The following is a 13,092-nucleotide window of genomic DNA, read 5'->3' on the forward strand; positions in this document are numbered from 1 at the left end:
AGCCATGGCTTATTTGCTTTTGTGTTGAGGGTTAATTTAATGAAAATTAAAATAATTACGTTTATTTCTTACTTCTTGCCTGGATATAAAGCCGGTGGGCCCCTGCGGAGTATCGTTAATCTTGTTAATCATCTAAATGACGAATTTGAGTTTTGGATTGTAACCCGAGATCGGGACCTAGGTGACTCGTCACCCTATAATGGTGTTTTGCAAAATCAATGGCAATCTGTTGCTGGTGCAATGGTTTACTATCTGCCGCCAGAAGATGTTACTATTAAAAATATGGCAAAAATTATCAATAGTACACCTCATGACATTTTATATTTGAACAGTTTTTTCGCCTTTGATTTTACGATAAAACCCCTGTTGGCCCGTCGGCTTAAATTACTACTAAACAAACCCGTTATTTTAGCGCCTCGGGGTGAATTTTCATCCGGCGCAATAAAAATTAAAAAATTTAAAAAAACATTCTTTATCCGATTTTCAAAGATTCTAAAATTATATAGTGGCGTTGTTTGGCAAGCATCTAGTGAACACGAAGCCCAGGATCTTATTAATATTTTAAAAGTTTCTCGCTCGTCCATATTTATTTCTCTTAACTTACCTGCCCGAATGAAAATTTCTAATTTAGAAAGGGTTTATGCCAGATCAACACCATTAAGTTCAAACTTGAGAATTGTCTTTCTTTCACGGATTTCACCTAAGAAAAATCTTGATTACGCTTTAATGGTTTTAAGGAAGGTTCGTGTAAATGTGGTTTTCGATATTTACGGTCCTTCTGAAGATGAAGAATATTTTGCCATCTGCAAAAATTTGATAAAACAGCTTCCTGTCAATATAGTGGTGAACATTTTTGGAAGTGCACATCCCGACCAAGTTTTGTCAATTTTCAATAATTATGATTTATTTTTTTTCCCGACAAGGGGCGAAAACTATGGTCACGTAATTGCCGAGGCACTTTCTGTTGGAACTCCCGTATTGTTGAGCGATCAAACTCCTTGGAGAAACCTGAAAGATGATGGTTTAGGGTGGGACTTACCACTTTATGAAGAGGCGAAATTTGTTGAGGTTATTGAAGAATACTCGCGCGTTGATAAAAATGAAAAAGAACATAAACGAAAGAATATAAAAGAAAAAATTTTTTATCGTTTATCAGATTCGCAGGTATTGGAGGATAATCGAAACTTATTTAAATCCGTCACTCTAAATTCGTAACACTGGAGATCATGTATTGCTTATGTTTAACAATAAAATTCTATTAATTACTGGTGGTACTGGTTCCTTTGGTAACGCGGTTCTGCGTCGTTTTTTGCATACTGACATTGAAGAAATTCGTATCTTTAGCCGGGACGAAAAGAAGCAGGAGGATATGCGCATCAGTCTCGCTAATCCAAAGGTCAAATTTTGCATTGGCGATGTGCGCTCCTATGAAAGTCTCCTTTCGGCAATGGAAGGAGTCGACTACGTCTTTCAGGCTGCTGCATTGAAGCAGGTCCCTTCCTGCGAATTTTATCCAATGGAAGCTGTCAGAACAAACATTCTTGGTACTGAAAATGTTCTCAACGCTGCGATTGCCAAAGGTGTGGAGCGTGTTATTGCTCTCAGTACCGACAAGGCTGTTTACCCGATCAATGCCATGGGCATCTCCAAGGCTATGATGGAGAAAATTGTTGTAGCAAAATCGCGCTTTACTGATCCAGCGAAGACGATTTTTAACTGTACGCGTTACGGTAATGTTATGGCATCGCGTGGATCGGTGATCCCCTTATTTATAAAATTAATCAAGGAAGGGAAGCCGTTAACCGTAACCGATCCGGCTATGACTCGTTTTCTCATGTCGCTGGATGATGCCGTCGATCTCGTTCTTTATACTTATGAACATGGTCAACAGGGCGATACTTTTGTGCAAAAAGCTCCGGCATCGACCATTGGTGATCTGGCTGTAGCGATTAAAGAGTTGTTCCGGGCGGACAACGAAATAAAGGTCATTGGCACCCGCCATGGGGAAAAGCTGTACGAATCGCTTATGACACGAGAGGAAATGGCTCACGCCAAAGACCTGGGCGGCTATTATAGGATCCCGGCCGACAATCGCGATCTTAATTATGGCTCTTTTTTTGTGGAAGGAGAGCAACGGGTGACCGAGGCTCAGGACTATCACTCCCACAATACCCATCGCCTCGACATCGCCGGGATCAAGGAGAAGCTGCTTTCCCTGGAACTGGTGCGCAATGAACTGGCGGAATGGCAAAAGTCCCGTTAACAGGGACGTGCTCACAGGAATTAAGGGGATGGATAGAGCCATTAAGGTTTAACTCTTCAAATTTTGGTTCTTCCGCAGAATTTGTGGGTAAACAGCAACCCCGGGATGGGGGCTGAGCAGCCTACCGGTTGCTGAAAAAAGCGCATCCCGATTCCAAGTCTGGCATTATGGACGTCGACCAAGACTACCCCATAACCAGGCGGAGGAAACCGGGATGCTGGTCAAGTCTATCCTGAATCGGGTCCAGAAGCATAGTGGTTTTGTCTACGGCTCCTCTCGCTGGCGGGAACAGGGAAAAGCCACGGTCCTTGATATCGATATCCGTCCCCGAGACGGTAGCCGTCCGATCTGCTCGGGCTGCGGGCGCAGCGCCCCAGGCTACGACACGTTGCCGGTTCGGCGCTTTGAGTTCGTCCCGCTGTGGGGCATCGCCGTCTTCTTCGTCTATTCCATGCGCCGGGTTGACTGCCCGCGCTGTGGCGTCAAGGTGGAAAAGGTCCCTTGGGCCGAAGGGAAGAATCACCTCACCACCACCTATGCCTGGTTCCTGGCCCGTTGGGCGCGACGGTTGTCCTGGAAGGAGGTCGGCGACGTCTTCCAAACCTCCTGGGACAACGTCTTTCGCTCGGTCAAGATGGCCGTCGCCTGGGGCTTGGCCCACCGCGACTTGGAGAACGTCACCGCCATCGGCATCGACGAGATCGCCTACAAGAAGGGGCACAACAGCTACCTGACCGTGGTCTACCAGATCGACGCCGGCTGCCGTCGCTTGCTGTGGATCGGCAAAGAGCGGACCCAGAGGACCCTGCGGCAGTTCTTCAAGGAATTCGGCGCTGAGCGTACCGCCCGGCTCCGGTTCGTCTGCAGCGACATGTGGAAGCCGTATTTGCAAATCGTGGCGGCGGCGGCCGGAAAAGCGCTTCACATCCTGGACCGTTTTCACATCATGAGCCAGATGAACAAGGCTCTCGATAAAGTTCGCGCCCAGGAGACCCGGGAGCTGAGGGCCAAGGGAGAGCAGCCGGTACTCACTCGCAGCCGCTGGTGCATCCTCAAACGCCCGGAGAACTTGACCGACAAGCAGGGCGTCAAGCTGAAGGAACTGCTGGCCTGCAACCTCAAGACGATCCGGGCCTACCTGCTCAAGGAGGACTTCCAACGGTTCTGGCAGTACCAGCGGGCCGCTTGGGCCGCCCGATTCCTCGACGAGTGGTGCCGGCGCACCATGCGTTCCCGCATTCAACCGATGAAGCAGGTGGCGAAGATGCTGCGGTCTCATCGGGAATTGCTGCTCAACTGGTTTCGCGCCCGGGAGCAGATCGCCCTGGGAGCTGTCGAGGGTCTTAACAACAAAGCGAAAGTGACCTGTAGAAAAGCGTACGGTTTTCGCAGTTACGAGGTCCTAAAAATCGCCTTGTATCATACACTTGGCTGCCTACCCGAACCGGAAGGCACCCACAGATTCTGCTGACGAGCCCAAATTTTTTGTTGGATTTTTTGGCGGTGTAAATCAGTTTGTGTAAATGGCTTGGGTTTTTGTCGTCAGTAAACCGGCAACCTGCCTTCGAACAAGATGGAGAACCGGTTGAGGGCGGCCTTCCAGTCCCGAATCGGCAGGGTCCATTTCTTGGCGATATTATTCAGCGCCAGGTAGAGCAGTTTGAACATGGCTGCATCGCTGGGGAATGAGCCCCGGTTCTTGGTGACCTTGCGCAGCGACATGTTCAGCGATTCGATCGCATTGGTGGTGTAGATCACCTTGCGAATCTCCGCCGGGTAGGCGAAAAAAGGGGTGATTCTCTCCCAGTTCCGCCGCCAGGACTGGCCGATGGAAGGGTGGGTTTTATCCCACTTCGCTTCGAACTCCGTCAGGTTCATTTCGGCCTGCTCGGCCGTCGCGGCCTGGTAAATGGTCTTCAGATCGGCCGCCACTTCCTTGCGCTGCTTCCAGGAGACGTATTTGAGAGAATGACGCACCATGTGAACGAGGCAGAGCTGGACCTGGGTGCGAGGAAAGACCGCTTCGATGGCCTCGGGGAAACCTTTGAGCCCGTCCACGCAGGCGATGAAGATGTCTTCGACACCCCGGTTTTTCAACTCGGTCACCACCTGTAACCAGAACTTGGCGCCCTCGTTCTCGGCCACCCACATACCCAGGACCTCCTTGATGCCGTCCAGGGTGACGCCCAGGGCCAGGTAGACCGCTTTATTGCTGACGTGGCCGTTGTCCCGCACCTTAACCCGGACCGCGTCCATATAGACGATGGGATAGAGGGCGTCGAGCGGTCGGTTCTGCCAGATCTTGACCTCGTCCGCGACGGCATCGGTCACGCTGGAAATGAGGGCGGGAGAGACCTCGACGCCATAAATCTCTTCCAGATGCCCTTGGATCTCCCGGGTCGTCATCCCCCGGGCGTAGAGGGAGATGATCTTGCCGTCGAAGCCGGCGAAGCGGGTCTGGCCCTTGGGAATGATGAGCGGCTCGAAGCTGCTGTCCCGGTCACGCGGAACCTCGATCGGCAGTTTGCCGAATTCGCCCTTGATGGTTTTGGCCGACTTGCCATTGCGGGCATTGCCGCCTTTCGTGGCCACGGGAGCATGCTTCTCGTGCCCCAGGTGTTGGGTCAATTCCGCTTCCAAAGCTCGTTCCAGAAGGGCCTTGGTGAGCTGTTTAAGCAAGCCGGTTTCGCCGATCAGGTCTTCGGGCTTCTTGTAGTCGGCAAGCAGGCGGTCCAGCAGATCTTTTTCGATGGCCATGGGGGCTCCTTAGAGGGTGGGGTCCCGGTGTACCCCTGAATGGCCATTTACACAATCTTTTTTACACCCTCGATTTTTTTGCTTGCAGAAAGCAACCTTTTTTGCTGTTTCTGTGATCCAATTTATCCCCTGCATCCCTGTAAATAAGTTTTTCAATGTTTGTCAGGATTTGTAATGAAAAACATTCTGGTTACCGGCTCCGCTGGTTTTGTTGGGAAGAACTTGGTCGAAACCTTGCGTCTGCGCAAGGACATTGAGCTGACCACCTTCGATATCGAGGATGACCCAGCCGTTCTCACCAAGGTACTGCCGCAGGCCGATTTCATCTTTCACCTCGCCGGCGTCAATCGTCCCAGGAATGAAGAAGAATTTCGCACCGGCAACACGGGCTTGACCGAGGAGATTGTCGGCGGTCTTCACCAGGCGGGAAGAGTGGTGCCGGTTGTGCTGTGTTCCTCGACCCAGGCGGCGCAGGAGAATCCTTATGGTGTGAGCAAACGCGCCGCCGAAGCGGTCATCTTCGCCTACGGGCAGGCGACTGGTGCGGGGGTCTTTGTCTTCCGCCTGCCCAACCTTTTCGGTAAGTGGTGCCGGCCCAACTACAACAGCGCCATTGCCACCTTTTGCCACAATATTGCCCACGACCTGCCGATCCAGGTCAACGACCCCAATTTCACCCTGACATTGGCCTACATCGATGATGTGGTGGCCGCCTTCATCGCGGCGCTCGACGGCCAGGCGACGATCCGTGATGGTTACGCCGTGGTCGAACCGGTTCATACCATCAAACTCGGTGCCGTTGCCGACCTGATCCGCAGCTTTAAAGGAAGCAGGACCGATCTCAGCCTCCCCGACCTCGCCGATCCTCTGGCAAAAAAACTCTACAGCACCTATCTCAGCTACCTGCCCACCAATCAGTTCAGTTACCCGCTGAAGATGAACGTCGACGAGCGTGGGTCCTTCACTGAGTTCCTCCGCACCCCAGACCGTGGTCAGGTCTCTGTCAACATCTCCAGACCGGGGATCACCAAGGGAAACCACTGGCACCACACCAAGAACGAGAAGTTCTTGGTGGTGAAAGGGCAGGGGGTAGTCCGCTTTCGAAAAATCGGCAGCGAGGAGGTCATCGAGTACCCGGTCTCCGGTGAGAAGCTAGAGGTTGTCGATATTCCAACCGGGTATACCCATAACATCAGCAACACCGGCGAGGGGGACCTAGTGACGGTGATGTGGGTCAATGAACCGTTTGACCCTGAACGGCCGGATACCTTTTTCGAACCGGTCTAAAAGCCAGCCACGAATGTCACGAATAGACACGAATCAAGGGCTAATACATCAGGAACTTGCTTATGCTGTTATGGGCGCAGTTTTGAGGTCCATAATGTCCTGGGCGGTGGGTTTCTTGAAAAGGTTTACGAGAACGCCCTGATCGAGGAACTCCGTCTTCGGGGGATCGAGGCGGAGGGGCAAAAAGAATCCTGATTAGCCCTAATTCTCAGCTATGACACATTCTGTCGCACAGGAAGCATAGAGTTTGGCCATGGAACCCATGAAAAACAAGGAGGTTAGCACCCATGGCCATCAATCGTATCCAGTTTCAACCGGGGCTGAGCTTGGCTGATTTTCTCAAAGACTACGGTACGGAAACCCAATGCGAGGCGATCCTTGAGCACTCGCGCTGGCCCCAAGGATTTGTCTGCCCAGCATGCAGTGCAAGCCGCGCGGTCCAGTTCCGGCGAGGACAGTCGAAAATCTTCCAGTGCAGTCGCTGTCGAAAACAGATCTCTCTGATTTCCGGAACGATTTTTCATGGGAGCAATCTACCGCTGACCCAGTGGTTTCTTGCCCTCTACTTTATGACACAAGGCAAGTCCGGCCTGTCGATGCTGGAGATGAGACGTATGCTGGGCTTGAGCTACAAGGCGGCTTGGCGACTCAAGCACAAGCTCATGCAGGCGATGTTCGAACGCGAAGAGACAACGGTTCTGGGTCAGCGAGTCGAGATCGACGATGCCTACTTGGGCGGAGAACGCTCCGGCGGGAAAGTCGGTCGCGGTTCGGAGAACAAAGTTCCCTTCATTGCGGCGGTGGAAACGAGTCATGACGGCCATCCGCTGCGAGCGGTTTTTAGCCGGGTGACGACCTTCAGCAGCCATGACGTTGATCAATGGGCCAAGAATCATTTGGCACCGACGGCGCTGGTCGTTTCTGATGGCCTGAATTGCTTCCGCGCGGTCACCAAGACTGGGTGCTACCATCAGCGAGAGGTGGTTGGTGATCAACGCAGAAGTACCGACATGGGCTGCTTCCACTGGATCAACACCATCCTGGGCAATCTTAAGACGGCCATGGCCGGAACGTATCATGCGTTTGACTTCGACAAATATGCGCATCGCTATCTGGCCGAGTTTCAGTACCGGTTCAACCGGCGGTTTGACCTACGCAGCATGCTGTCAAAGCTGCTATTCGCCTGTGTCTCAATCGGCAAGCGGCCCGAGGCCTGGCTTCGCCGAGCTGAGAATTGGACCTAATCAGGAAAAGAATTGGTGGTTTGGTTCAAGGGGAAACAGGTCGGCAGATACGTTGCCGACATTGTCGTCCAAAACCAGATTCTCCTTGAACTTAAAGCGGTTGATGTTCTGACCAGAGTACATGAAGCGCAAATGCTTAATTACCTGGGGGCCACCGGCCTTCGACTGGGGTTGCTTCTTAACTTTGGCAAGGAGCGGGTTGAGAGCAAGCGCATGGTTCTCTAGGTTACTAACAACCCAAGAGACTTGTGGTCATTCGTGCCATTTGTGGCTAAAGGGGTAGCTGTGAAAAAACTGAAAGTAATAACCGTCGTCGGTACCCGCCCTGAGATCATCCGCCTCTCCCGGGTGATGGCGGCGCTCGACCGCTACGTGGATCACATCCTGGTGCACACTGGACAGAACTACGATTACGAACTTAACGAAGTCTTCTTCTCCGACCTTGATATCCGCAAACCAGACTACTTCTTGAGCGCCGCCGGCGCCAACGCGGCTGAGACGATCGGAAACACCATCATCAAGCTTGACCCGATCCTGGCCGAGGTGAAGCCGGAGGCGCTCTTGGTGCTGGGTGACACCAACAGCTGCTTGGCGGCGATCCCAGCCAAGCGGCGGCAGATCCCGATCTTCCACATGGAGGCCGGTAACCGCTGCTTCGACCAGCGGGTTCCCGAGGAGACCAACCGCCGGATCGTCGACCACACCGCCGACATCAACCTGACCTATTCGGACATCGCCCGCGAGTATCTTTTGCGTGAAGGTCTGCCGCCAGACCGGGTGATCAAGACCGGGAGCCCGATGTTCGAAGTGTTGAACCATTACGCCGACAGGATCGATGCCTCCGACGTCCTCTCCCGCCTGAATCTTGCGCCCCTCGACTACTTCGTGGTTAGCGCTCACCGTGAGGAGAACATCGAGTCGGACCGCAACTTCTGCAACCTAGTGAAGATTCTCAACGGCCTTGCCGAGAGGTACGGCAAGCGGGTAATCGTCTCGACCCATCCCCGCACCCGCAACCGGGTCAACCGGCAGGAGATCGTCTTTCACGACAAGGTGGAGCTGCTCAAGCCGCTCGGTTTCTGTGATTACGTCCATCTGCAGAAACATGCCATCGCCGTTCTGTCGGATAGCGGCACCATCAACGAGGAGTCATCCATCCTCAACTTCCCGGCTCTCAATATCCGCGAAGCTCACGAGCGGCCGGAGGGGATGGAAGAGGCGGCGGTGATGATGACCGGGCTGAGTGTCGAGCGGGTCTTTCAGGGGCTGGCGGTACTCGAAGGGCAGGGGAGGGGGGAGGACCGGCTGCTGCGCAGGGTTGCCGACTACTCGATGCCGAATGTTTCCGACAAAGTGGTACGGATCATCCTCAGTTACACGGATTACGTCAATCGTGTGGTGTGGAAGAATTTCTGAGGCCATGCGTATTCTAATACTCTCTCAGTTGTTTGATCCGGAACCAACCTTCAAAGGTCTGGCCTTCGCTCGGGAATTGACCCGTCAGGGCCACGAGGTCGAGGTCCTGACAGGATTTCCTAACTACCCCGGGGGGAAGGTGTATCCGGGGTATCGTGTCAAGTTGGTGCAGCGGGAAACCGTTGACGGTATCTCCGTTATCCGGGTACCCCTTTACCCAAGTCATGATGGCTCCAGCATCCGACGTATCCTGAATTACCTCAGTTTTGCCTTCGTTGCTGCTCTGCTGGGTCCACTGCTGGTCAAACCAGCCGATATCGTCTATGTCTACCACCCGCCGGCCACGGTGGCTCTACCCGCCATCATGCTGAAACTTTTGCGGCGCATGCCTTTTGTGTATGATATCCAGGACCTTTGGCCCGATACCCTGGCGACAACCGGGATGCTGAACAATTCCACCCTGCTGAAGTGTGTTGAACTCTGGTGCCGTTTAATCTACCGTATGGCCGACCACTTGATTGTGCTTTCGCCGGGGTTCAAAAAACGGTTGCAGGAGCGAGGTGTCCCAGCCGGGAAGATTTCCGTCATTTATAATTGGTGTGATGAATCTCAGATCACGACGATGGCACGCGTAGAAGCTGCTGGGCGTGAGCCGGCAATGGTCGGTCGATTCAATGTAGTATTTGCCGGAACCATGGGGAAGGCCCAAGCACTGGACGCTGTGCTGGAAGCCGCCGATCTGGTTGGAGCAAAAAATTCTCACGTTCAATTCGTTTTCATTGGCGGTGGCATCGAAGTTGACCGCCTTAAACGGCGAGCCGAGTCGATGAGCCTGACCAACGTCGTATTCCTGCCCCGTCGCCCCATGTCTGAAATCGGTTCCGCTTTGTCCATGGCCGATGCGCTGCTGGTTCACCTAAAGGACGACCCCCTCTTCGAGATCACTCTGCCATCAAAAACCCAAGCTTACCTGGCAGTTGGCCGTCCTATTATTATGGCGGTCCGTGGAGACGCCGTCGATCTGGTGGAAGCGGCAGGAGCGGGAATATGTTGTACCCCGGAAAATGCTCAGAGCATCGCCGAGGCCATTGGAAACCTGGTAGCCATGCACGAGGACGTTCGGGAGGAGATGGGAAGGAAGGGTGCGGACTTCTATCGGCAGGAACTGGCTCTGACTGCCGGGGTGCAGAGGTTTGAACAGATCTTCCAGACCATAATCTGAATGATCAGGCTCTGATGACAAAACGACTCTTCGATTTTATCGCTACCGCAATTGGCATTTCCCTGACCGGAATTGTGTTACTTCTCCTGAGCCTGTTGGTCCGCGTGAAGCATGGTAGCCCTGTGCTGTTCCGGCAGACCCGCCCTGGTTTGCGCGGAAGGCCCTTTGAAATGTACAAGTTCCGCACCATGACTAATGACCGCGACTTCGCCGGTAACTTGTTGCCGGACGATCAACGTCTGACCCCCTTCGGCAAGTTCCTGCGCTCTACCAGCCTTGATGAACTCCCCGAGTTGATCAATGTCCTCAAGGGCGAGATGAGCCTCGTAGGACCTCGCCCCCTGCTGATGGAATACCTCGACCGATATAGCCCGGAACAGGCCCGCCGCCACGAAGTTCGCCCCGGCATTACCGGCTGGGCCCAGGTCAATGGCCGCAACGCCATCAGCTGGGAAGAAAAATTCAAGTTGGATGTCTGGTATGTCGACAACCGCTCCCTCTGGCTCGACATCAAGATCCTCTGGATGACTTTCGCCAAGGTCTTCAAACGGGAGGGGATCAGCCAGGAAGGGCAGGCGACGGCAGAAAAATTCCAGGGGTCAAATGCGACTCACGCGAAGCCGCAAAGACGCAAAGAATGCAAAGAACCGTAACCATTTGAACAGACAGGCTAACAGCCCTAAAATTTTTCTTTGGCGGCTTGAGTGAACGCAGTGAACGGGCGTGAAGCGGGACCTATGAAAGAAAAAATCTTTGTTTTCGGCGCCAGCGGTCATGCCAAGGTGGTCATTGATATCATCGAGCGGCAGGGGCTGTTTGAAATCGGCTTCCTGGTGGATGACAACCCGGCGCTTAAGGGCCAGAGTTTTTTTTGTTATCCCGTCATTGGTGGCAAGGATGAGCTTTTGGCCTCCAATATCCGCAAAGGGATCGTGGCGATCGGCAGCAATAGTGCCCGCCGTACAGTCGCCAGCTGGTTGTCGGATCAGGGCTGCGAGATGGTGACCGCCATTCACCCTTCGGCCCAGGTGGCGCGCGAAGTTACTATTGGTAACGGCAGTGTGATCATGGCCGGTGCGGTGATCAATTCGGATACGACGATTGGCTACGACGTAATCGTCAATACTCGTTCCAGCATCGACCATGACTGCAATATCGGCGATGGTGTCCACCTGGCGCCGGGAAGCACCCTCTGTGGCAGCGTGACGATCGGCGAGGAGAGTTTTGTCTGTGCCGGAGCGACGGTCATCCCGAATCTGACCATCGGCAGCAAGGTGACGGTCGGTGCCGGTTCGACGGTCATCCGTGACGTTCCTGATGGCGTGACGGTAGTTGGCAGCCCGGCGAAAAAGCTTTAGAGCCTGTTTTCGCGCAAAGCCGCCAAGGACGGAAAGATTAAGCAATATAGTGTCTATGCTTTACCCCTATGAACTCGCGGTTAAATCTTTGCGCCTTTGCGGCTTGAGTGAGTCCAGCGAACGAGCGTGATACCGATTTGGAAAAGGATTGATTTATGCTCAATACCCCCTTCGCCCCCTGGCCCTCCTTCACCCCCGAGGAAGCCGAAGCCGTCCAGCGCGTGCTGCTCTCCAACCGGGTCAACTATTGGACTGGAACCGAAGGGCGCGAGTTTGAGACGGAATTTGCGGCCTTCTGCAGAACGGAATATGCCATCGCCCTCGCCAACGGCACCGTTGCCCTGGAACTGATTCTCGCCGGTTACGGCATCGGCCCCGGCGACGAGGTGATCACCACCGCCCGCACCTTCATCGCCTCGGCGAGTTGCATCGTCATGCGCGGGGCGACGCCGGTCATCGCCGATGTCGACCCGGTGAGCCAGAACCTGACCGCCGAAACTGTCCGGCCGCGGATCACCCCGCGTACCCGGGCGATCATCGCCGTCCACCTCGCCGGCTGGCCCTGCGACATGGACCCGCTGCTGGAGCTGGGCCGGGAGCATGGCATCAAGGTCATCGAGGACTGCGCCCAGGCCCACGGCGCCCGCTACAAGGGGAAACCGGTCGGTTCCCTCGGCGATGCCGCGGCCTTCTCCTTCTGCCAGGACAAGATCATGACCACCGGCGGGGAAGGGGGGATGCTGACCACCAGTGACCGCGCGCTCTGGGAGAAGGCCTGGGCTTTCAAGGACCATGGCAAGAGCTTCGCCGCGGTCTACAAGCGCCAGCACCCGCCGGGGTTTCGCTGGCTCCATGAATCATTTGGGACGAACATGCGCATGACCGAGATGCAGGCGGCGATCGGGCGTATTCAGCTGCGGCGGTTGCCCGAATGGGTCGCCACCCGGCGCCGGTATGCCGCGCTGCTGGACGAAGGCTTCTCCCGGTTGCCGGAGCTGCGCGTGACCCTGCCCCCCGAGGATATTTTTCACGCCTATTACAAGTATTACGTTTTTCTCCGCCCGGATCTGGTTTATACTGCCACCCCGACCCCGGGACGTGACCTGCGCGACCGGCTGATCGATGCCATTAACGCTGCAGGTGTCCCATGCTATTCCGGAAGTTGCAGTGAAATCTATCGCGAGCAGGCTTTCAGGGAGGCCGGCCTGGGGCCCCGGGCTCCGTTGCCCATTGCCCGGGCCTTGGGGGAGACCAGCTTGATGTTTCTTGTTCATCCGACCCTGGACGAGGGGGCTATGCTGACTACGGTCGCGGCCGTCGACACGGCCGTGGCTGCCCTGCCGGCATAAAAAACGTACAGTTTTCGTTAAATATGGATTTTTGGGGGAATCTGTGAAGGAACTGATCAGAGAATACAGGTTTTGGGTTATTCTTGTCTTTAAGATACTCATTCTCGTATCCGCACTGCTGCTCTCCTATCTCCTGCGGTTTGATTTTCGTATCCCTCCCAACCACTTGCGTTCCATCCCCGCCCTCCTGCCGATT

Annotated in this window: 13 protein-coding genes; 12 read left to right on the forward strand and 1 reads right to left on the reverse strand. The window is 54.3% G+C overall.

Going from position 1 to position 13,092, the window contains the following annotated elements:
* Positions 1–39: 39 nt before the first annotated feature.
* The 3 genes from DBW_RS18115 to DBW_RS07380 all read left to right on the forward strand — a co-directional run bounded on the left by DBW_RS18115 (position 40) and on the right by DBW_RS07380 (position 3,734).
* Positions 40–1,215: a glycosyltransferase family 4 protein gene (locus DBW_RS18115; protein WP_082820472.1), complete on the forward strand. Its 1,176-nt coding sequence runs from the start codon at positions 40–42 to the stop codon at positions 1,213–1,215.
* 22 nt (positions 1,216–1,237) lie between these two features.
* Positions 1,238–2,263 (forward strand): polysaccharide biosynthesis protein, encoded by a 1,026-nt coding sequence (locus DBW_RS07375; RefSeq protein WP_066729728.1) that lies wholly within the window; start codon positions 1,238–1,240, stop codon positions 2,261–2,263.
* A gap of 214 nt (positions 2,264–2,477) precedes the next feature.
* Positions 2,478–3,734 (forward strand): ISL3 family transposase, encoded by a 1,257-nt coding sequence (locus DBW_RS07380; RefSeq protein WP_066726437.1) that lies wholly within the window; start codon positions 2,478–2,480, stop codon positions 3,732–3,734.
* 71 nt (positions 3,735–3,805) lie between these two features.
* Here the strand turns inward: DBW_RS07380 and DBW_RS07385 are convergent, their stop codons facing one another.
* Entirely contained in the window at positions 3,806–5,020 is a 1,215-nt protein-coding gene (locus DBW_RS07385; RefSeq protein WP_066725512.1) for an IS256 family transposase, read from the reverse strand.
* A gap of 174 nt (positions 5,021–5,194) precedes the next feature.
* On the opposite strand from DBW_RS07385, the gene DBW_RS07390 reads away from it, so the two are divergent.
* From DBW_RS07390 to DBW_RS07425, 9 genes are all read left to right on the forward strand, one after another.
* Positions 5,195–6,307 carry a capsular polysaccharide biosynthesis protein CapF gene (locus DBW_RS07390; RefSeq protein ID WP_066726441.1) on the forward strand — a complete coding sequence of 371 codons (1,113 nt, stop codon included), beginning with the start codon at positions 5,195–5,197 and terminating at the stop codon, positions 6,305–6,307.
* A 99-nt stretch (positions 6,308–6,406) separates the two neighbouring features.
* Entirely contained in the window at positions 6,407–6,502 is a 96-nt protein-coding gene (locus DBW_RS18120; RefSeq protein ID WP_082820473.1) for a GxxExxY protein, read from the forward strand.
* Positions 6,503–6,594: 92 nt separating this feature from the next.
* A complete protein-coding gene (locus DBW_RS07395; protein ID WP_066726446.1) occupies positions 6,595–7,551 on the forward strand; it encodes an IS1595-like element ISDesu2 family transposase in 957 nt (318 codons plus the stop codon).
* 15 nt (positions 7,552–7,566) lie between these two features.
* On the forward strand, positions 7,567–7,776 hold the full coding sequence (locus DBW_RS19275; protein ID WP_197463754.1) for a GxxExxY protein: 210 nt from the start codon (positions 7,567–7,569) through the stop codon (positions 7,774–7,776).
* A gap of 60 nt (positions 7,777–7,836) precedes the next feature.
* The gene (gene wecB / locus DBW_RS07405; RefSeq protein ID WP_066726452.1) at positions 7,837–8,967 is read left to right on the forward strand and encodes a non-hydrolyzing UDP-N-acetylglucosamine 2-epimerase; all 1,131 of its coding nucleotides are present in this window, start codon (positions 7,837–7,839) and stop codon (positions 8,965–8,967) included.
* A gap of 4 nt (positions 8,968–8,971) precedes the next feature.
* Entirely contained in the window at positions 8,972–10,189 is a 1,218-nt protein-coding gene (locus DBW_RS07410; RefSeq protein WP_066726455.1) for a glycosyltransferase family 4 protein, read from the forward strand.
* A gap of 14 nt (positions 10,190–10,203) precedes the next feature.
* Positions 10,204–10,842, forward strand: coding sequence for a sugar transferase (locus DBW_RS07415; RefSeq protein WP_066726458.1), 639 nt, complete (start codon positions 10,204–10,206; stop codon positions 10,840–10,842).
* Positions 10,843–10,926: 84 nt separating this feature from the next.
* On the forward strand, positions 10,927–11,547 hold the full coding sequence (locus DBW_RS07420; RefSeq protein WP_066726460.1) for an acetyltransferase: 621 nt from the start codon (positions 10,927–10,929) through the stop codon (positions 11,545–11,547).
* 155 nt (positions 11,548–11,702) lie between these two features.
* Entirely contained in the window at positions 11,703–12,896 is a 1,194-nt protein-coding gene (locus tag DBW_RS07425) for a DegT/DnrJ/EryC1/StrS family aminotransferase (RefSeq protein ID WP_066726463.1), read from the forward strand.
* The last annotated feature ends 196 nt before the right edge of the window (positions 12,897–13,092 follow it).

It is taken from the genome of Desulfuromonas sp. DDH964 (genome assembly GCF_001611275.1).
Taxonomy (GTDB): Bacteria; Desulfobacterota; Desulfuromonadia; order Desulfuromonadales; family DDH964; genus DDH964.